This is a genomic window from Yaniella soli (assembly GCF_054782375.1).
The window spans coordinates 43,400-63,855 of record NZ_BAAGSP010000018.1 but is presented as its reverse complement, the minus strand read 5'-3'; the positions used below and the strand labels follow the sequence as shown (position 1 = coordinate 63,855).

Annotated in this window: 18 protein-coding genes and 2 tRNA genes; 8 read left to right on the top strand and 12 right to left on the bottom strand. The window is 52.6% G+C overall.

Features of this window, described 5'->3' with window-relative positions; translation table 11 throughout:
* The first annotated feature begins 363 nt into the window (after positions 1-363).
* Entirely contained in the window at positions 364-1,455 is a 1,092-nt protein-coding gene (locus tag ACYVJT_RS10490) for a DNA cytosine methyltransferase (protein WP_343956962.1), read from the top strand.
* 257 nt (positions 1,456-1,712) lie between these two features.
* Here the strand turns inward: ACYVJT_RS10490 and ACYVJT_RS10485 are convergent, their stop codons facing one another.
* The 12 genes from ACYVJT_RS10485 to dnaA all read right to left on the bottom strand — a co-directional run bounded on the left by ACYVJT_RS10485 (position 1,713) and on the right by dnaA (position 15,845).
* Positions 1,713-3,614: a Z1 domain-containing protein gene (locus ACYVJT_RS10485; protein WP_343956964.1), complete on the bottom strand. Its 1,902-nt coding sequence runs from the start codon at positions 3,612-3,614 to the stop codon at positions 1,713-1,715.
* Between the two features lie 33 nt (positions 3,615-3,647).
* Positions 3,648-4,709: a restriction endonuclease PLD domain-containing protein gene (locus ACYVJT_RS10480; protein ID WP_343956966.1), complete on the bottom strand. Its 1,062-nt coding sequence runs from the start codon at positions 4,707-4,709 to the stop codon at positions 3,648-3,650.
* Positions 4,710-4,930: 221 nt separating this feature from the next.
* Positions 4,931-5,006, bottom strand: a tRNA-Ala gene (locus tag ACYVJT_RS10475).
* 6 nt (positions 5,007-5,012) lie between these two features.
* Positions 5,013-5,132: a DLW-39 family protein gene (locus tag ACYVJT_RS10470; protein ID WP_343956968.1), complete on the bottom strand. Its 120-nt coding sequence runs from the start codon at positions 5,130-5,132 to the stop codon at positions 5,013-5,015.
* Between the two features lie 22 nt (positions 5,133-5,154).
* Positions 5,155-5,228, bottom strand: a tRNA-Ile gene (locus ACYVJT_RS10465).
* 83 nt (positions 5,229-5,311) lie between these two features.
* Positions 5,312-5,776: a DUF3566 domain-containing protein gene (locus ACYVJT_RS10460; RefSeq protein ID WP_343956970.1), complete on the bottom strand. Its 465-nt coding sequence runs from the start codon at positions 5,774-5,776 to the stop codon at positions 5,312-5,314.
* Complete coding sequence (gene gyrA, locus ACYVJT_RS10455; RefSeq protein ID WP_343956972.1) at positions 5,776-8,364, bottom strand: DNA gyrase subunit A; 2,589 nt, start codon at positions 8,362-8,364, stop codon at positions 5,776-5,778. The genes ACYVJT_RS10460 and gyrA overlap by 1 nt, the downstream gene beginning before the upstream one ends.
* A gap of 56 nt (positions 8,365-8,420) precedes the next feature.
* On the bottom strand, positions 8,421-10,490 hold the full coding sequence (gyrB, locus tag ACYVJT_RS10450) for a DNA topoisomerase (ATP-hydrolyzing) subunit B (RefSeq protein WP_343957064.1): 2,070 nt from the start codon (positions 10,488-10,490) through the stop codon (positions 8,421-8,423).
* Positions 10,491-10,777: 287 nt separating this feature from the next.
* Positions 10,778-11,278 carry a DciA family protein gene (locus tag ACYVJT_RS10445; RefSeq protein WP_343956974.1) on the bottom strand — a complete coding sequence of 167 codons (501 nt, stop codon included), beginning with the start codon at positions 11,276-11,278 and terminating at the stop codon, positions 10,778-10,780.
* A complete protein-coding gene (gene recF, locus ACYVJT_RS10440) occupies positions 11,271-12,527 on the bottom strand; it encodes a DNA replication/repair protein RecF (RefSeq protein WP_343956977.1) in 1,257 nt (418 codons plus the stop codon). Before recF ends, ACYVJT_RS10445 begins: the two co-directional genes overlap by 8 nt.
* 2 nt (positions 12,528-12,529) lie before the next feature.
* Positions 12,530-13,660 (bottom strand): DNA polymerase III subunit beta, encoded by a 1,131-nt coding sequence (gene dnaN, locus ACYVJT_RS10435; protein WP_343956979.1) that lies wholly within the window; start codon positions 13,658-13,660, stop codon positions 12,530-12,532.
* A 664-nt stretch (positions 13,661-14,324) separates the two neighbouring features.
* Positions 14,325-15,845, bottom strand: a complete 1,521-nt coding sequence (gene dnaA / locus ACYVJT_RS10430; protein ID WP_343956981.1) for a chromosomal replication initiator protein DnaA — start codon at positions 15,843-15,845, stop codon at positions 14,325-14,327.
* A 418-nt stretch (positions 15,846-16,263) separates the two neighbouring features.
* Here dnaA and rpmH point away from each other — a divergent pair, with 418 nt between their 5' ends.
* Genes rpmH through ACYVJT_RS10395 form a run of 7 tightly spaced genes read left to right on the top strand, consistent with a single transcriptional unit; the run spans position 16,264 to position 20,362 of the window.
* Positions 16,264-16,401 carry a 50S ribosomal protein L34 gene (gene rpmH, locus ACYVJT_RS10425; protein ID WP_343956983.1) on the top strand — a complete coding sequence of 46 codons (138 nt, stop codon included), beginning with the start codon at positions 16,264-16,266 and terminating at the stop codon, positions 16,399-16,401.
* A 38-nt stretch (positions 16,402-16,439) separates the two neighbouring features.
* On the top strand, positions 16,440-16,817 hold the full coding sequence (rnpA, locus tag ACYVJT_RS10420) for a ribonuclease P protein component (protein ID WP_343956985.1): 378 nt from the start codon (positions 16,440-16,442) through the stop codon (positions 16,815-16,817).
* Complete coding sequence (yidD, locus tag ACYVJT_RS10415; protein WP_343956987.1) at positions 16,801-17,211, top strand: membrane protein insertion efficiency factor YidD; 411 nt, start codon at positions 16,801-16,803, stop codon at positions 17,209-17,211. The genes rnpA and yidD overlap by 17 nt, the downstream gene beginning before the upstream one ends.
* A gap of 3 nt (positions 17,212-17,214) precedes the next feature.
* Entirely contained in the window at positions 17,215-18,177 is a 963-nt protein-coding gene (yidC, locus tag ACYVJT_RS10410) for a membrane protein insertase YidC (protein ID WP_343956989.1), read from the top strand.
* On the top strand, positions 18,174-18,695 hold the full coding sequence (locus ACYVJT_RS10405) for a Jag family protein (RefSeq protein WP_343956991.1): 522 nt from the start codon (positions 18,174-18,176) through the stop codon (positions 18,693-18,695). The genes yidC and ACYVJT_RS10405 overlap by 4 nt, the downstream gene beginning before the upstream one ends.
* A 50-nt stretch (positions 18,696-18,745) precedes the next feature.
* Entirely contained in the window at positions 18,746-19,381 is a 636-nt protein-coding gene (gene rsmG / locus ACYVJT_RS10400) for a 16S rRNA (guanine(527)-N(7))-methyltransferase RsmG (protein WP_343957066.1), read from the top strand.
* A gap of 45 nt (positions 19,382-19,426) precedes the next feature.
* Entirely contained in the window at positions 19,427-20,362 is a 936-nt protein-coding gene (locus tag ACYVJT_RS10395) for a ParA family protein (protein ID WP_343956993.1), read from the top strand.
* Positions 20,363-20,456 lie beyond the last annotated feature (94 nt).

Sequence of the window (20,456 nt, the reverse complement as noted above, 5' to 3'; positions counted from 1 at the left end):
CCACGAAGCCAGACTCCGCTACCGGTGGGACACCCGCACCGTCAAGCCTTACGATTTCCGGTAAGCGCCGATAAGCCCCTATCCGCGCAATCTCTTAATTCGAAAATACAACGATCTGGACGTTTAGAGAAAGCGTTCTCAAGAGTTGTTACTCAAAATCCTTACAGTGTCCTAGCAATTGCATATAGTTCAACTCGGACTGTGGAAAACTCCTGCAAGGAATTACCACTGCACCTACTCTGAACTTAGCAGTTCTGCCATCAGAAGGTGAGAAGTGTTTGGTGCATCCTGCAGGAGGATTGCCCGTTAGGATTACACAGAAGACTCAAACCGGTAGTCTTCGTAAGTCATCTAGGAGTATAAATGAACCCCAAGCCGAAAATCGTTTCCACTTTCACTGGATGTGGTGGCATGGATCTCGGATTCGAGCAAGAGGGCTTTGAGACTATTTGGGCTAATGATTTTGAAGAAATGGCTGTTGAGACTTTCAAACGGAACATTAGTAGCAACACTGTTTTAGGCGATATTACTCAGATAGATCCGTTCACTGACCCAACGATTCCAGAAGCGGATATTGTCATGGGTGGTTTCCCTTGCCAAGATTTCTCTGTGATCTGGAAGCAACCCGGGCTCTCTGGGGAACGCGGGGGACTGTATAAGAATTTTGCTGAATTCGTAACAGCAAAAAAACCAAAAGTATTCGTAGCCGAGAATGTCAAGGGCTTATTGACAGCCAATAAGCGTATGGCTATTAAAACTATAGTTGAGGATCTCCAGTCCATTTCCCCCGGCTATCTAATAAAACCAAGGCTGTATAACTTCGCAGATTACGGGGTTCCACAGTTTCGGGAAAGGGTCCTAATCGTTGGAGTACGAGCGGACACGGGTTTCAATTTTAAACATCCGCGACGGACTCATGGTCCTCATGGAATTTTTCCATACCTGACAGCAGGGCAAGCGCTAGAAAATGTTGAAGACGTTCCGTATAACAATGAGCAATTGAATCAGCGACCAAGAACAAGAGAAATACTGAATCGAATTCCCGAGGGCGGGAACTTTACGGACATACCAAAGGATAGCCCGTTTTATGTGAAAGGTATGATCAGCCACGTGTATCGTCGAATTCACCGGAACGAACCTGCCAAGACAATCATCGCTGCCGGGGGTGGAGGAACATGGGGCTATCACTACCCAGAGCCAAGATCACTCACTAATCGTGAACGTGCTCGTCTCCAGTCTTTCCCGGACTGGTTTGAATTCGTAGGATCTACGACGGAAGTACGACGTCAGATCGGCAACGCAGTTCCGCCCGAGGGCGTCCGACCACTTGCTAGTCGTCTTATGCGAATTTTCACGGGCGACTACACTCCTGTCGACCTCACCCAGGAGATTTCACGTCTAAATTCTATGACCATCGCAGAAAGAGTCAAAGAAGCCAATGAGGAAGTAGACTAATTCGCTTTTGTGGTGAATGGAGATCAGGTTCTGATGATATTGGAACATCATCAGAACCTGCAATCCATTTCTGAAAGTTCAATTAGGCCATCACGCGGTTACTAACTAATCGATGTCGATGCTTCCGCTAATGGATTCGTGTCTTCACAACATCAATTACGCTCAAGTTTCCGAAGAAGCTAGAAACACTGGACCACTGGCATCCGAAGTACTGCCAACAAATGACAGTACTTTGCCCTCAACTTGCCGTACCAACGCTAGCCATCGACTCGCCAGAATTGTCGTTGACCTGGCAATTTAATGTTCGGCACCCAAATCGGGTCATGTGCCCAGGTGGATTTGCCTTTAGCCAGCGCAGTGCTATTCACACCATCAATTCGGTAAAGGATTAGCAGAGGGTGAGTCGTCTCATGCCGACTGATCTTCTGGTCATTAGGCGAGAGTAGGACCCCCGTACCGTGGTTGATTTTTCTATCTGTACGGATAATAACGCGAGCAGTAAGTTGTGGCCGCGTTTCCTCAAAGTTTCCTAGCGCAACCTTGAATGTCGCCAAGTCCAGGTCCTTGACGTCCGTCTTAAAATGGCCGAGCAGCTTGATCATGGCTTGCATATTGAGATGGAAATCGTTGCCGTGTTTGAAGACAAGATCGTTGAGTTTTCTGTCTAGGATATCGAACTTCGGGTTCTTAGGATCGGCAGCGAAATAGTTCACGCCACCGATAAGGTGGTGAACACGTTGCTTGTCGAGCACGTTGGCTCTAGTAGGTGAGACACCATCGTTGAGTACGACGCGCATGTCCTTGATGGGGGTGCCCGATTCAAGTTGATTCTTGATGACCTCGTTGCCCTGATGCACCTCTTGAAACGTCTGACCCAAGGTAGCTGGCATGAATACACGCATAGTTTCTCGATGTCGCTGGTAACCGAACATGCGTGCGTGCTGCCACAAGGTATCGGCTTGTGGACGCTTGGATTCGCGCACGTAGAATACGGTCTGCAAATTCTTAAAGGTCAACCCACGCCCCAGCGAATTGCCACCGACGACTATGTTGTACCCATCGGACCAATCCGATTCCACCGTGGGGTTCTTACTATTGATGATGTATGTATTAAATTCCGAGTGCATAGCCTCGAGCACGCCCAAGACAGTGTCCAACTCAGGCGCGTGGGAGTACGTCTTGGTAAGCTGCTCATGAACTCGCGCCAGGCTATTCTGAATGTTCGCATCGTTGAAATGATCAAACGTATGCTTCAGTTTCGTTTTGACACGGGATTCATAATCATCATGAATCGGCGACATGTGACTGGGGTGGATAAGCATCGTGCATAGGCTTTGTTTCTTGATTTTGAAAATGGCGGCCGTAAGCATGTAAGTATGAAGAGCCTCAAGCAGGTACCGATCTTCATCAGTGTCACTGTCACTGAACAATCGGGTGTACGGGTTAGATGATAGAGAATCGAAGAACTGTGTTCCACCGATGTAGCTGTCACCAGGTTTAAAATGCATCGCACTTTGCACAGACCACTCGCTATCATCGCTCTGCAACAATACAGCCTGTGGTGTCCCTGTCACTTGCATGTATACGCACGCCGTAGCGCATCCACGAATTTCGGTGAGGTGGTTGTTGATAGTCGAGATCTCGTCGGCATTAACCTTTGTATTCAGGCTCGTGGCATCTGCCTCGTCGTCAATAATTAGCACCGGGTTTCCCTCTAGAGCTTTTGTCTCTTTGAATAGTTGAACCCAATTGCCGAGTGTCTTGGTGATTTTTCCCATCACAATGACTGTCTTCTGTGGAACAACCCTGTGTTGGTTGGCGCGGAATTCATTGAGAGAGTCACCCTTGCAGACAAGCACGTTGGAGAATGACTCAAATATCCTAGAATAGGTCTGATCGACCAGACGGGTGTTTGGGGAGGTTAACACGATGACAGTGTCGAAGTTCTGGTCCAGGCATTCGGCTACAACGCCGAGCATGTGAGAGGTTTTACCACTTTGGACATCCCCATAGAGTAACACTTGATGGTTACTCATGTAATCGTAACTATCGAGGACAGTGTGTTGGAATGTCGATACAGTATCGGCGACCTTGTTAATTAGATCGCTGTTACCGTCCAGGCTTTGAGTGTATATGTCAAGGTGTGATAGGTTAATCATAGTCGTACTGTAGTTTCAATTCGATTATTTGTGTTAAGTAGTTTTTTCATTTTTCTGTTGCTGTGTGGTGCTTAGATCAAAAGACCACACACCGTACTCTGGGTGATATTTCATCGTTAGGTGTGAACGTCCGAAGCGATCGATATTGTCCTGAGTCGCTGTCTCCCCATATTCAAGAGCACCAGCATCTATAAGTTTGGACTTCATCCACGTGCCGAATACGGCCAACCGACCCTCACTGCGAAGGTTTTTACCACCGTGGCCACTTGTTTTGCAGGTGAACGACCAACCGTCGTCGGTAACCACGGTGAAAGGCTTGCCTTTTGCTGGGTATCCCTCAACTTCCCACAATTTCTGATCGACGACCAGCTCGCCCTCATACCAATCCCGAGCAAGGAGGCTACCTGATTTTTGGGCTCGTGCACCGTCCCCACCGAGATGGGCATTCAAGCTACTTTTTGCGTTGGCTTTGAGCGGCAAATGAAAAGTGTATTGAGCCGGGCTGGACATGATGGTAATTACATCCGAGGTGGAAATAACTCTGGCTTCCTCAACATGATGCATAGGGGAGCTTGTATCCGGGACGATCGGGACATCAAAATGATCAATAGATGTTCTATGAGGTTCGATGTCCCGTTCGAGATGAGTGAGTAACTCCTCTGGTGCAGGATCAAGAAGAACACCTGTCTCAAAGGTCGCTGTGTAACCAGGAACGATGGCTGAGAGGTTTGCACTGCCGATGTAGGCCCGTGGCATTTCTAGATGAGACGGATCTTCATGGTGAAACAGATAGGTTTTCCCGTGATAGCGCAGCTTAGGTATGACGAAGACGCCACCACGGCCACTGGCTGTTAGCAAAGTATGCAAGGCAAGCGCGTGATGGTGCTGAGCAGGAGTCATGCCGTCACGCGCGTGCATCCCGCAGGTAAGGCTAATAGTGAGCTCGGGGAACTCGTCGACAAGATCAGAGAGATAACGCAACGATTTCTCGCTAACATATCCCACAAAAATATCGATTCGGTATACCTTCGGGATTTCTTGCCTAAATAAAGTACTGAGTGGTCGCTCATCCTGGGGATGAGCTGCATTGAACACTAATTGAACTGCTTGTGACAGGTTGTCTATTATACTTCCTGCTCAGCAAACACTAATCACTACTTATTCGTGAGTACCTACAAGTCAGCATGATGGTTTTAAAAGATTGGCACTGTATGGTCCACAGTTTACATGTCTATGCCCAGTAAGGGATAAGTTACAACGGTAGAGAAAGTGTAAGATACGAAGAGACCTTCTCCGCGGAGAAGGTCTCTTTTTAATGGTGGAGGCAAGGGGACTCGAACCCCTAACCCTCTGCTTGCAAAGCAGATGCGCTACCAATTGCGCCATGCCCCCGAGGACTTATTTGATTGTATCAGTTGCTGATGCCCAAATGTCTTGGGCCTCTTTACGATCTGCAACAATCTTATAAGTTACACCGGCTGCAGTAATCATAGCAAGTCCTAGAAGAACTTTTTTCATGTCTACTCCTTTGCTGGTGTAGTGGGCGTACCAAGACTTGAACTTGGGACCTCATCGTTATCAGCGATGCGCTCTAACCGCCTGAGCTATACGCCCTCATTTCGGTTTGGTCTTTGACCTGAACCGAAATATAATCTTACACGCGATTTTCTAAAAAGCAAAATCGGAAGGTACGTTGCTTAGTCGTCTGTCAGGGTCAGTCCGATTCCACCTACGAGCGACGCACATACGTTGTATAGCAACGCTCCCAGCGATGCCGCAACGGTGATCAAGACCACGTTGAGTACGGCGATAATGGTGGAGAAGGATGCAACTTGTCCCAGGGTGACAAGCTCCTGAATTTGGGTGCCACCGCCCTCGGTTCCAAGAATGGTGCCGAGCAAGGCGTTGATGTCATCGAAGATACCGGTGAGGTCCATGGTGGTCCACAACAAGATCCCGGCGACGACGGTGACGATCCCCAGCCCTACAGACAGGAGGAAAGCGACCTTGAATACTGACCAGGCATCAATCTTGGCAACGACGAGCTTAGCTCGGCGTGCCTTGGCTTTTGGTGCAGGACGAACGAGGCCTTTGGCGGAGCTATTCTTGCTCGCTGGACTGCTGCCACCCTTGGTGGGTTTGGCTGCTTGAGTCTTACTCACTATTCTCCTTCGTCATTTCGGTCAGTATCCGAGGATACCTGATCTTGGACGGTGGATTCCTCTGTCATTTCAGTTTCCTCAGTGTCGTCGCCTTCTTCGGCGTCGTCTTCGAGGTCTTCAATTTCGTAGTTGAGCGTAGCACCTACGATGCAATCTTTCTTACCCGGTGAGGCAAAAATAACGCCCATCGTGTCGCGACCGCGGATCGGAACTTGCTCTACTGCCGAGCGTACGACGTTACCTGATTCCATCACAACTAGCACTTCTGAGTCAGACAGCACGACTTCAGCTCCGACGAGCTCGCCACGTTCTTCCGGCAGATTGGCAACCTTGATGCCGAAGCCGCCGCGGTTTTGGGTGCGGTATTCATCGATGGAAGTGCGCTTGGCGAAACCACCATCGGTGATGGTGAAGACGTACGATTCGTATTCAATGACGCCCATGGTGAGCAGGTCGTCTTCTTGACGGAATTTCATCCCCTTCACACCGGCTGTTGCACGACCCATGGGGCGTAGGGCTTCATCGGTGGCGGTGAAACGCAGTGATTGGCCCTTGCGGGAGATCAGAATAAGGTCTTCGGTGTTGTCGATCAGCTTGGCTGCGACCACTTCATCGCCCTCATTGAGGTTGATGGCAATCAGACCCGCGCTCCGTGGGCTGTCATAGTCTTCCAAACGGGTCTTTTTGACCATGCCCGATTTGGTGGCCAACACAAGGTAAGGCGCATCTTGGTAGGAGTCCAGGGTCAGGACCTGTGCAATGTGCTCATCCGGTTGGAAGGCCAGGACGTTGGCCACGTGTTGTCCGCGCGCATCACGACCGGCGTCTTGGAGTTCGTACCCCTTGATCCGGTAGACACGACCAAAGTTGGTAAAGAACAGCAGCCAGTTATGCGTTGAGGTGGTGAAGAAGTGCTCAACGACATCTTCATCCTTCAGCGCTGCACCGCGTACACCTTTGCCACCCCGGTTTTGGGCGCGGTAGAGATCAACACGGGTGCGTTTCACGTAGCCCGAACGGGTGACGGTGACGACGACTTCCTCTTCTGGGATGAGGTCTTCAACGGACATGTCGCCGTCGTAACCGTAGAGGATCTCCGTACGACGGTCGTCGCCGTGGCGATCGATAATGCCGGCGAGTTCACCGGAGATGACTTCGCGCTGACGCACAGGGGATTCGAGGATCTCGATATATTCGGCGATCTTGGCCTGGAGTTCGTCGTATTCTTCCTGAATATTCTGACGTTCCAGTGCGGCCAACTGGCGCAACTGCATGAGCAGGATGGCGCGTGCTTGATCATCGTCGATGTTCAGCAGGTTTTTGATTTCTTCACGAGCGACTTCTGCCGAGGCCGATGCACGAATGGTCGAGATAACCTCATCGAGCATGTCCAGGGCCTTCAACAGACCCTGCAGGATGTGCGCGCGCTCTTCGGCCTTGCGTTTGCGGTAGGCGGTACGGCGAACAATGACTTCGACCTGGTGTTTGACCCAGTAGTGCACGAACCCGTCGAGTGACAGGGTGCGCGGTACACCGTCCACCAGCGCCAGCATGTTGGCCGAGAAGTTCTCCTGCAGGGCGGTGTGTTTATACAGGTTGTTCAGCACAACCTTGGGCACGGCGTCGCGCTTGAGAATGATGATCAGACGCTGACCGGTACGACCAGAGGTTTCGTCGCGCACATCGGCGATGCCAGAAAGTTTGCCTTCGTTGATGAGTTCGGCGATGCGGCGGGCCAGGTTATCCGGGTTGGCCATGTATGGCAGTTCGGTGACGACCAGTGCCGTACGGTTCTGAACTTCTTCAACATTGACGACTGCGCGCATGGTGATCGAGCCACGGCCGGTGCGGTATGCCTGTTCGATGCCCGAGTGCCCCAGGATTTGGGCGCCGGATGGGAAGTCTGGGCCCTTGATGCGTTTCAGCAGGGCTTCGAGCAGTTCTTCGCGGCTGGCTTCTGGGTTGTCCAGGTACCACTGCACACCGTCGGCGACTTCGCGCAGGTTGTGCGGTGGGATCTGGGTGGCCATACCCACGGCAATACCGGTGGAACCGTTGACCAGTAGGTTGGGGTAGCGGGACGGCAGCACGGTGGGTTCTTGCTGCTTGCCGTCGTAGTTGTCCTGGAAGTCGACGGTGTCTTCGTCGATGTCGCGGACCATTTCCATGGCCAATGGCGCCATTTTGGTTTCGGTATAACGCTGAGCGGCAGCACCGTCGTTCCCGGGGGAACCGAAGTTTCCTTGACCCAAGGCGAGCGGGTAACGCATGACCCAGTCTTGGACGAGGCGCACCAGGGTGTCGTAGATGGCGGAGTCGCCGTGTGGGTGGTAGTTACCCATGACTTCACCGACGACGCGCGCTGATTTGTTAAAGGAGCGCTCTGGTCGGTAGCCACCGTCGAACATCGCGTAGATGACGCGGCGGTGGACTGGTTTCAGGCCGTCTCGCACGTCGGGCAGGGCACGTCCCACGATAACGGCCATGGCGTAGTCGAGGTAGGACCGTTTCATTTCGGTCTGTAGATCGATTTGGTCTACGCCGGACCGTTCTGGCTGGTCGGTGGTGGGTGTTTGCTCGTCACTCACGGGGTTGTCATCTCCGAGTCGTCGTCGAAAAGTATGTTAAGCGGTGTGGCTGGGGCCTAGATGTCGAGGAATCGAACGTCTTTCGCGTTTTCTTGGATGAAGTTGCGGCGTGATTCCACGTCTTCGCCCATCAGCATGGAAAAGACCTGGTCTGCTGCTGCGGCATCGTCCATGGTGACTTGCAGCAGGGTCCGCTGGTCGGGGTCCATGGTGGTTTCCCACAGTTCCTGGTAGTCCATTTCGCCCAGGCCCTTATAGCGCTGAATGGCGTTGTCTTTTGGCAGGCGCCAGCCTTTTTCTTCACCGCGGGCCAGGGCTGCGTCGCGCTGTTCGTCGGTGAAGACGTGCTCGTCGGCTTGGTTGGACCATTTGATCTTGTACAGCGGTGGCTGTGCCAGGTAGACGTAGCCGTGTTCGATGAGCGGGCGCATATAACGGAATAGCAGGGTCAGCAGCAAGGTTGTGATGTGCTGGCCGTCCACGTCGGCGTCCGACATCAATACGATGCGGTGGTAGCGGGCCTTTTCGATGTCGAATTCTTCGCCGATGCCGGTACCGAATGCCGTGATCATGGCTTGGACTTCTGCGTTGCCTAGTGCGCGATCGAGACGTGCGCGCTCGACGTTGAGGATCTTGCCACGCAACGGCAGGATGGCCTGGGTTTTTGGGTCACGGCCCTGTTTGGCTGAACCACCGGCCGAGTCACCCTCCACGATGTAAATTTCGGATGATTCGGGATCTTTCGAAGAACAATCGGAGAGCTTGCCGGGCATACCGAAGGATTCCAACGGTGATTTGCGGCGGGCCTGATCGCGTGCTTTGCGTGCGGCCATGCGAGCCTGGGCGGCAAGCTGGGCTTTGCGGATAATATCGCGTGCCGGGCCGGGATGGGACTCCAACCAATCACCGAGCTGCTCGGTCATCGCTGAGTATACGTAGCCGCGTGCCTCGGAGTTGCCGAGCTTGGTTTTGGTCTGACCTTCGAACTGTGGTTCTGACAGTTTGACCGAGATAACGGCGGTGAGACCTTCGCGAATGTCGTCACCGGTAAGGTTGTCGTCTTTTTCGCGCAGGATTTGTTTGTCGCGCGCATACCGGTTGATCAACGAGGTCAGCGAGCCACGGAAGCCTTCTTCGTGCGTACCGCCCTCATGCGTGTTGATGGTGTTGGCATAGGTGTGGACGGATTCGGAGTACGCGGTGGTCCACTGCATGGCGACCTCAATGGACATCCCCATGTCGGTGTTTTCCCGATCAAAGGCAATGACGTCTTCGTGAATGAGGTCCGCGCGTTTGGCAGTGTTCAGGTGGGTGACGTAGTCCAGCAGACCGTTTTCGTACAGATAGTCGACCCGACGAATCGCGTCTTCAGTATCTTCGCCGGTCTCGTCGAAGGCGTCATCAGACTGCAATTCGGCTTCTGCATCGACCAGGGTTTCGTTGTCGGTTTCACCGGCGATCTCGTCTGCGGTCGAAACTTCTGAGACTTCATCGCGCTCGTCTGTCAGCGTGATGCGCAGGCCTTTATTCAAAAAGGCCATCTGCTGGAAACGTGCCCGCAGCGTTTCGAAATCAAAATACGTGGTCTCAAAGATCTCTTCATCCGGGTAGAACGTGAGGGTCGTACCGGTGCGGTCGGTCGTGCCAGCTTGCTGCAGGGCATCGTCAAGCAGGCCGCCGTTTTTGAACGAGATCTTCCAAATGGAGCCTTCACGGTGAATTTCTGTCACCACGCGTGAAGAAAGAGCGTTGACTACGGAGACACCCACGCCGTGTAGACCACCGGATACCGCATACCCGCCGCCACCGAATTTACCGCCGGCGTGCAGCACCGTCATGACCACTTCAACGGTGGGTTTATTTTCGGTGGGGTGCATTGCCACGGGGATACCGCGACCATTATCTTCCACGCGCACGCCGCCGTCTTTTTGCAGCGTCACGTTGATGGTGTCTGCGTGACCGGCAAGTGCCTCATCCACGGAGTTATCCACGACCTCATAGACGAGGTGGTGGAGTCCGCGTTCCGAAGTGGAACCGATGTACATGCCCGGTCGTTTCCGAACTGCTTCGAGCCCCTCCAGTACGGTAATGTCGCCGGCTTCATAGGAATGCTCTACGCGTTGCAGTTCAGACTGCGCTTGTGTAGCCGTGGCTACATTGTTGTCAGTTAGGTTCTCAGACACGGGCCGTTTTGCTCCTTAACAGCACTGCAGATCAAAATCAGAAAGTCTATAACGAGCCTATTCTACGACATTTCGTCGCGTTTCGCTCAAAATGCTGGGAGGCTTGGGGATAAAACCTCTGCTAGAACGTCCAGAATGGCCTTTGTGGCTGCATGAAAGGTCCGATAATGAGGCGGGATCCAGCTGCCAGCCCAAAAATCGCTCTACAGGCCGTTGTACCGCCGCGGCGTTTATCGCCAATCTCGCTTGCTGCGTCGACCATAATTTCCACCGGCCGGGCCTTTAATTTCCAGCTTGGTGATGACGCCTGGGCCCAACCGTTCGTTAAATTTATGCATCAATTGTGGGGTGAGCAGTCGCAATTGGGTGGCCCATGCGGTCGAGGAGGTTCTCAACACTAGGCGAGCGTTTTCGAAGGTTTCGACCTTGGCGTTCTCGGCAATCTGGGGACCAACGATCGAAGACCAATCGGCCAAGACTGACCCGACTGCGACCGGTTCTTTCCAACCTCGTTGCGCAATGAATTTCGAAAACACATCGCCGAGGGGTTGCGGTCCTGCTGAACGCACCGGGGGGTCCTGTTTGCTGCGTTTCTTTTTCGGGCGGCGTTGGTGCTGGCCAGCCATACCTGGTTGAAACCCTGATTCTGCCGCAGCCTGGCGCACACGTTGTAGCGCAGCAGCTGCCGCATCAATATCGTCGTGTTCCTCCGGGACATCATGGTCAGTCATCGGTTGAACCATCCGATGATTCTGCCGGCTCGTCGTGCTCTAACTCGTCGAGGGAATTGGCCTCCAGCAGTTTGAGCGTCTCGAGACTCTCGTGATGTGCGCCGGAAGAAGAGATACCGTCCCGCATCTGAATGGGTATGTGTGTGCCGGTGAGTTCTTCGGGGATATCTGCGCTCACCGCGGCAGTGATGATCAGTTGTTCTGCGTCACGGGTCATCTCTGCCAGACGAGCTCGCCGAGCCACATCAAGTTCGGCAAAGACATCATCAAGAATCAGCACCGGTCTATTGTTGGGATTCGGATCATCTTCAGCCAGTACTCGGTAGGAAGCCAGCCGGAGGGCAAGGGCCAGTGACCAAGTTTCGCCATGCGAGGCAAACCCTTTCGCCGGGGCGGGCCCCAGGGTGATGACCAGGTCGTCGCGGTGTGGACCAATGAGTGTGACACCGCGGTCGCGTTCCGAGCGATACGCGTTTTCTAGCTCTTCTAATATGGCCTCGTAGAGTTCGGTCTCATCGGGGACTTCGGCATGTTGGCCTGTCGCCATGGGCACTGTGGATTGATAAGCGAAGCCGGCAACCTTATTGCCATTGGACAATTCGGCATAGGCTTTGGAAGTCGGAGCGGCCAACAACCGCAGTGCGTGTAAGCGTCCGTTGATCAGCCGTGCTGCGGCGCGCGAGAGATGCTCATTCCACACCGCCAGGGTGGTTTCGTGTTCGTCAGTCCAGGCTCCGGGTTTGCGGCCGGACTTTAGCAGTGCGTTGCGTTGCTTCAGCACCCGCTCGAAGTCTCGTCGGGCATCCCCGAGTGCCGGTCGCATCTGGACGATGAGGTCATCCATGAACCGGCGGCGGATATCGGGTTGGCCACCGATGAGTTCAATGTCTTCGGGGGCAAAGAGGACTGCTTTGAAAATTCCGTAGGCCTGCCGTGCTGCTTGAGGTGCGCCACGGTTGATCGCGACCTGGTTGGACTTGCCGGGGTTAATCTCGTATTCGACGGAGATTGCTTGTTCACCACGATGAACCCGGCCCCGTGCGAGTGCTTGGTCTTCACCGATGCGTACCAGCGGGTGATCGTTGGATACACGGTGAGAGTGCTGAACAGCTAGGTAGTTGATGGCTTCGGCAACATTGGTTTTGCCGACACCGTTTGCACCAATCAGGATGTTAGGGCCGGGCTTGAGCTCAATTTCGGCCTGTTCATACGAACGATAATTCGTCAGTGAAAGGTGTGAAAGGTACACGGTTAGTTCGGAATGCGAATCGGCATGACCAAATACCGGTAGTCCTCATTCTGCGGGCCTTCAAGTTCTTGTTTGCCTGTGAGTAGGGCCGGTTTTGGTGCGGTGGTGAATGCGAAGCGCGTGTATTGTCCGCCGATTACGTTGAGTCCTTCGGAAAGGTAGGACGGGTTGAAGGCGACGGTAATGTCTTCGCCTTCCATCTCAACGGGTACAGATTCGGTGGCCGACGCGTCGTCGCCTTGTCCTGCAGACAGTGATACTTCGTTGTCGCTGAACATCATGAGCAAAGAAGTGTTGCGCTCTGCCACCAGCGCCACACGTTTGACGGCTTCCATCAGCAGGGAAGTGTCTACGGTTGCATAAATATTGGATTCTTCTGGGAACAGTGAACGGATCTTGGGGTATTCTCCATCAACTAACAAGCTGGTGGTCCGACGACCGCCAGAGGAGAAGCCCACGAGTTCAGCATCATCTTCTGCAGTTGCCAAACGGAATTCAATTTCTCCGCCGCCACCTAGGGAGCGAGCGACTTCGGTGAGGGTACGAGACTTGACTAGTACTGAAGTAGAAATCTGTGGATCATGTGGGGTCCACGTAATTTCTTTCATCGACAGACGGTATCTGTCAGTGGCCAAGAAGGTGATCTTGTCGCCTTCGATTTCGATTTTGACGGCGGTCAAAATGGGGAGAGTGTCATCTTTCGATGCGGCTGCTGTGACCTGAGAAATTGCTTCTGCAAATGTTGAGCCGTCGATGGTGCCGGCAACTTCAGGCATGGTTGGCAGTGCAGGGTACTCTTCAACCGGCATGGTGGCCAAGGTAAAGGTTGAGTTCTGACACGTGACGATGACGCGAGAGTCTGTGAGCTCAATGGTGACCGGTGCATTGGGGAGCGACTTGACGATGTCGCTGAGCATCCGTCCTTCAACCAGGATCTGACCTTCGGTTTCGATATGTGCTTCAACGTCGAGCTGCGCAGAGGTCTCGTAGTCGAAACTGGCGATAGACACCAGATTGTCTTCAGCGGTAATGAGCAGACCACGCAAAACTGGGACGGGTGGTCGAGGCGACAAAGAACGTGCGGTCCAAGTGACAGCGTCAGTAAGAACATCCCGTCCGATTGTGAACTTCACGAAGAGTCTGCCTTCCCTCAGAAATTGCAATGCAAGATTGCTCAATGACAAAAATTGGACACCCGAAAATATTAGGGGTGCTCAGACAGCTTAGCGTGATTTTGTTGGTCGCGTCGACAAGCATTCTCAAAACAGAGGTATTCCGGCAACGGTGTTGATCGGGTTTTTGTACTTCACGAGAAGTCCCCAGCCAGCTCATCGTTATTTAGAGGTGTTTAAAGGAATAGTGGTGTTAATAGGGGATGTGGATACTGTGGAAAAGCCTGTGCATTGGCCCTATTGCACAGTTCGACCTGTGGAGCCTTAAGTGAGTTATCCCCGTACTGCCTGTGGGTAACTTGTGCAGCATCAAATTTCTTACATCGTTGTTATTCCACCGATTAAGCGAGTTGTCCGCAGTCAGAAGCGAGTTATCCCTTAATGATCCACAAGAGTTTCCACAAGCTCAACAAGCAGCCTGAAACCCGATGTGGAAAAGCCTGTGGATGACTGTGGACAATGGTGGACCTCAAGTTTGTGGATAGCGCTGGATCAGAATGCCTGAGCCAAAATAGGGGTATTAGGGGTGTGTGGAGAGCTGTTCAACCTTAACCTGAAGGTATCTACGCAAAACCAGAAGTTGAACACCAAAATGTGGAGTGATGAGAAATTTCCGAAGAAACTTTTAAACGTTCCGAGCGCGCTGCTTAATTTTGTTCGTGAGCTCGGTGACTTGGTTGTAAATCGCGTGCCGTTCACTCATCAGATCCCGGATCTTTCGATCAGCGTGCATCACCGTGGTGTGATCGCGTCCGCCGAATTCAGCTCCGATGCGAGGCAGCGACATTTCAGTCAATTCGCGCAGCAGATACATGGAAATCTGTCGGGCGGTCACCAATGTGCGGGTACGGGACTTGGACTGCAGATCGGCAATCGTAAAGCCAAAATAGTTTGCGGTCTCGTCCATAATGAGATCCGAGGTGATCTCCTGAGCATCGTCGTCAGTGATCAAGTCTTTCAAAATGTATTGCGCTTGATCGAGGTTGATCGGCTCATTATTCAACGAAGCGTAAGCGGTGACGCGCGTTAGGGCGCCTTCAAGTTCGCGAATATTGGTATCGATGCGTGACGCAATGTATTCCAGCGCATCTTTTGGCACAGTAATACGTTCAGCATCGGCCTTCTTGGCCAAGATCGCGATCCGAGTTTCCAAATCGGGTGGCTGGATATCCGTGGTGAGGCCCCACTCGAAGCGGGAGCGCAACCGTTCCTCGAACCCAGATAGCTGTTTCGGTGGGAGATCCGAAGTGATCACAACCTGTTTGTGGTTGTTGTAGAGGGCGTTGAAGGTGTGGAAGAACTCTTCAACGGTGGCTTCTTTATTGGCCATGAACTGGATGTCGTCAATGAGCAGGATGTCGACGTTGCGGTAGATCTGTTTGAAGGATGCACCCTCGTCATGGCGAATCGAGTTAATGAAATCGTTGGTGAACTCTTCGGAGTTGACGTAGCGAACACGCAGGCCAGGAAAGAGTTCTTGAGCATAGTGACCAATGGCATGGAGCAAGTGCGTTTTGCCGAGACCGGATTCACCATAAATAAACAGTGGGTTGTATGATTTCGCCGGTTGTTCCGAAACGGCATACGCTGCTGCATGGGCAAAACGGTTGGATGAACCCGTGATGAAATTGTCGAAGTGATAGTGCTCATTGAGTCGGGAACGTTCACCTGAATTTGGCGGGACTGTTAATTGCGCGCCACCATTGAGTGCAGCTGCAGGGTTGGTTTGTGAGCTAAAAAGGTCATCCATGAGCGGTTCGTCTGACAGAGATCGTTCCGAGTGGGACTGCGATGCTTCTGAGATATCCACAACATTGTCCACAGTGGATTCTTCTTGTATGGATGGCGGTGGAGAACTAGGTATTGATGGCGTGGTGGCGTGCATGGAGGTGTCGATGGAGTAAGCGCAATTGATGTCGGTGCCAAAAACTTCGGTGAGTGCATCTGCCAGATACTCGTGAAGCTGGTTTTCTAAGATGTCGCGAGTCATCTCATTGGGGACCGCTAACAGCAGAGTATTTGCGATGAGTCCTTGCGGGTGCGCGAGATCCAAAAATCCCATCTGACTTGGACCGACGTCACCTGATGCGCGCATGTTCTCAACAACTCGATCCCACGAGTTGATGATCGATTCGCTTACACTCATCCGTTAAAACCCCAATTCACGCTGCCCGTACTGACAATGAGTTCCCTCGTCATCACGGCACTGTTTGCTCGTCACACCGTCGGTGCAGTTCGTTGTCTCTTGTCTCGAGATCGCAACGTTTTTGTACTTGCGCCTCCCCAACCATAGCCTTAATCTCCACAGGTACGAGATGGTTATGCACAGCTTATACACAGTGGATCATTTCGGGTAGTCGAGTATCTTGTCGAATTTGACCAAATCGGTTGTGCTTCTTAGACTAAGGAAGTCTTACCCGGGGTGCAGCGTGCCCTTTTGATGGCCGCGACCGGGTAAATATGAATAGATAATGAACGAATATCGCGAAGTTTTTGGGCAACCGCAGTATGAGACGTACTTCCCCAAGCATGCTTCTGCGTTTGACTGAGTGTGGAGAATAACAGTGTCTAAGCGGACTTTTCAGCCGAATAACCGCCGCCGTGCGCGCAAGCATGGCTTCCGTTCCCGTATGCGTACTCGCGCCGGACGTGCAGTATTGTCAGCACGTCGTGGCAAGGGTCGCGCACGCCTGAGCGCCTAGTAGAAAGTAGTGATCGGTGGTCGTAGGAGCCTGATCTAGTGCTACCGCAACACCAACGAATACGCACTACAGCACAATTTTTTGATACGCAACGTTCCGGTTCCCGTTTCGGCAATCGGAACGTTGTCGTATCTGCAAATATTCGACCAATCACGGGCGACGACCCACGAGCAGGTTTTATTGTTTCCAAAGCTGTGGGAAATGCCGTCATCCGCAACAGGGTAAAACGTCGACTACGTGCCATCGTCGCTGAACTCTTTGACCGTGGCATCGATGTACCTGATGGAACAGTTGACCTCGTCGTCAGAGCATTACCGGCATCGGCAAACGCTGACTTCGACGAACTTGAAGAAGCAGCAACCCATGCGGTACACGGAGCACTCCGAAAGTTTAGGCGTCGTGAAAAACAGCAATGAGCACGAGGAGTCCCATTCCGGCTCGCAGCCCTCACCGTTTATCGTGAAGGACAGCGCTACCGAATGGGGATTTCTTCGAGCTCTGCCATCAACCATCGTTGGCTGGCTGCTGCGAGCATATCGAAAGGTCATCTCTCCAAGCTATGGAGATGTATGTAAATTCTTTCCCACATGTTCAGCCTACGGCCTAGAAGCGGTTTATACGCACGGGGCTGTTAAGGGTAGCCTTATGGCAGGACGACGTGTGCTGAGTTGTCATCCTTGGCAAGATGGTGGCATAGATCCGGTTCCTCCGGGGAATAGGATTTGGCCGGATGGCAAACAACCATTCATTATTGAACTGAACCATCCGGTAATTCCGCCGGATGTTGAGGCCACCGAAGAGGATAAATAAACTATGGGATTTTTTGACACAATTCTTCTCCCCTTTACATGGGCGGTCTCATGGGTGCTAAGTATGTTCCACACCGTCCTGAGTTTTCTCGGGATGGACTCCGCTTCGGGTTGGACCTGGACACTGGCGCTTGTTCTACTCGTGATCCTGATTCGGACGTTGCTGATTCCGGTATTCGTCAAGCAGATAAAATCTCAACGTGCCATGCAAGAGTTGCAGCCTGAGATCAAGAAGCTGCAAGCAAAGTATAAAAATAAAAAGGATCAGCTCTCCCGCCAAGCCATGGCTATGGAACAACAGCAGTTGTTCAAAGACCGCGGTACCAGTCCGTTTGCAGCATGTCTGCCAATGCTCGTGCAGATGCCGTTCTTCTTTGCCCTCTACCGCGTGCTCGTAACCGCATCTCAAGCAGCCGACAGCGGTGAGACCATTGGTGCACTCTCCATCGAAGAAGTGCAGTCGTTTGCCAACTCGACGTTCGCCGGTGCACAGATGTCGGACATCCTTGGCGACCACGTCGGTGAAAACTTTGACCTTAACGTCGTCATCGTTGCCGTCATCCTCATCATCCTGATGGTCACTGCCATGTTCTACATGCAGAAGACCCTGATGGGTAAGAACATGTCCGAAGCAGCTCAGACCGGACAGTTCGCGCAAACCCAGAAGATCATGCTGTACGCCTTCCCGGCCATCTTCGCGATCGGTGGTTTCAACTTCCCAATTGGTGTGTTGATCTACTGGACCGCTACAAACTTCTGGGCCGTCGGGCAGCAGCTCTTCATCATTCGACGGAACCCTACTCCCGGCTCCGTTGCCGAACGTGAACTCAATGAACGTCGTGCAGTCAAAGGCCTGCCACCTGTTGGGAAAGCCGCTCAAGAAGCAGCCGAGAAGGCTGAACAAGAGGCGACGAAACAAAAAGGTCAGCGCCAGCAACCTGTGAAAAAACCTAGGAAGAAACGATGAACGCAGAACAACCTAACGCCACGGAAGAAGTGACCGAAGAGGTCACGGAAACCAACTTCGAAGCAGAAGGCGACCACGCCGCTGACTACATCGAAGAACTTCTCGACATCGCCGATCTGGATGGCGACATCGATATCGAGGTGCGCAACGACCGGACTTACCTCTCCGTTCTTGTACCCGAGGGTGCCGAGAGCATCGACGGTCTGATTGGCAAAGATGGCAAGACCCTTGACGCGCTCCAAGAACTCACACGCCTTGCCGTGCTCTCCTCCACTGGGGAGCGCTCACGTCTGATCCTCGACATTGGACAGCACCGTGCACAGCGTGCGGACTCACTGCGGGATCAAGCACGTGAGTCCATTAACAAGGTGCAAGAATCCGGTGACGTCGAACATATGAAGCCGATGAGCCCATACGAACGCAAAATCGTGCATGACGTGGTCGCAGAGGCTGGCCTGCATTCCGAATCAGAAGGTGAAGGCCCACGCCGTCACGTAGTGATTAGTCCCGGAGAATAGTCTTGTCCGAGAAACAACCTATCCCTGATTCCGACCCAGCAGAGACGAAACTGTCTCGTCAGGATGCCTGGATCGTCGACGCAGCTGAGGTTATCTACGGTGATCGCATAGGTATTGCTGAACGCTTCGTGGAGCACCTTGTGACCACAGGGATAGAATGGGGCCTCCTTGGCCCCCGCGAGATCCCCATCATGTGGGAACGACATGTACTGAACTGTGCAGTCGTCCACGAGCTGATTCCAAAGGGCGCGCTCGTTGCCGACGTTGGATCTGGTGCAGGACTACCTGGCATCGCATTGGCTATTGCACGCCCGGACGTCCAGTTCGTGTTGATCGAACCACTGGAACGTCGCGTGGACTGGTTGGACTTGGTGATCGAGGATCTCGAACTCGAAAATGTCGACGTTGTGCGTGGACGGTCGGAACAAGTCTTCGATACGGTTGATGTGGATATCGTGACTGCCAGGGCGGTCTCTGCGATGAAATCGTTGGTTCCAATGACCGTGCCGTTATTGCACGGACAGGGGCAACTTTTGGCCATTAAAGGTCGAAGTGCAGCGACTGAAATCGAGAAGGCCGATAAGGTGCTGCGAAAGTTCAAAACCAAGAACTCAGAAGTGCTCACCGTCGGCGACGAACTCTTGGAAGTTCCAACGACAGTTGCGAGACTTACCTATGGTTCCTAACTATACGAATACAAGTACTTCAAATTTAAAGTAATGGAGGCTGGCTTGGTCGATCAGGATAAAGTTTCACGTGAAACGCCGAAGGGTGCTGACAGCACCGCATCGACGCCGCTCGCCCGTCAATTGGAATCCGAAAACCGTCGACGCGAGAAGTTGAAGACCAAGCGAATGCAACGTCCTGACCGTACCCGTATCATCACGATCTCGAACCAAAAGGGCGGAGTCGGAAAAACAACGACCACCGTGAACCTGTCGACGGCGATGGCCCGTGCGGGCATGAATGTTTTGGTCATTGACACGGACCCCCAGGGTAACGCCTCGACTGCACTGAACATTGATCATCAGCAGGGCACTCCGTCGATCTATAATGTGCTTATTGAAGACTGGGACCTCAAAGAAGTTCTCTACCCGAACCCCGACACGGACAATCTTTTCGTGGCTCCCTCGACGATTGATTTGGCTGGCGCAGAAATCGAATTGGTTTCCCTTGTTGCTCGTGAGCAACGACTAACCAGGGCCTTGCAGAAGTACTTTGAGTATCGTGAAGCCAATGATCTCCCCCGCATTGACTACGTCTTCATCGACTGTCCGCCAAGCCTCGGACTACTGACCGTCAACGCGTTTGTGGCAGCCAATGAGGTCCTGATTCCCATTCAAACCGAGTACTACGCGTTGGAAGGTCTTTCCCAACTGGTGAAGAACATCGAGATGATTCAGGAACATTTGAATCCTGACCTTCATATCTCGACTATCGTGTTGACAATGTTTGACTCTCGTACAAATCTGGCCGTACAAGTGGCCGAAGAGGTCAGGGATTATTTTCCGAATCAGGTACTCAATGCCGTGATTCCACGCAACGTACGTATTTCAGAGGCGCCCTCCTATCAGCAGAGCGTGCTCACTTATGATCCGAGCTCGACCGGAGCCCTGAGCTATCGTGAGGCGGCAATGGAAATTGCTACACGTGGAACTAAACGGTAATCACTTGATTTGTTGAGATAGTTGGCGTGCTATAGGGTTTGATCCAGTATAATAGTCGCTGTTTCACGTGAAACGGTCTTTTTGCTCGCGTATC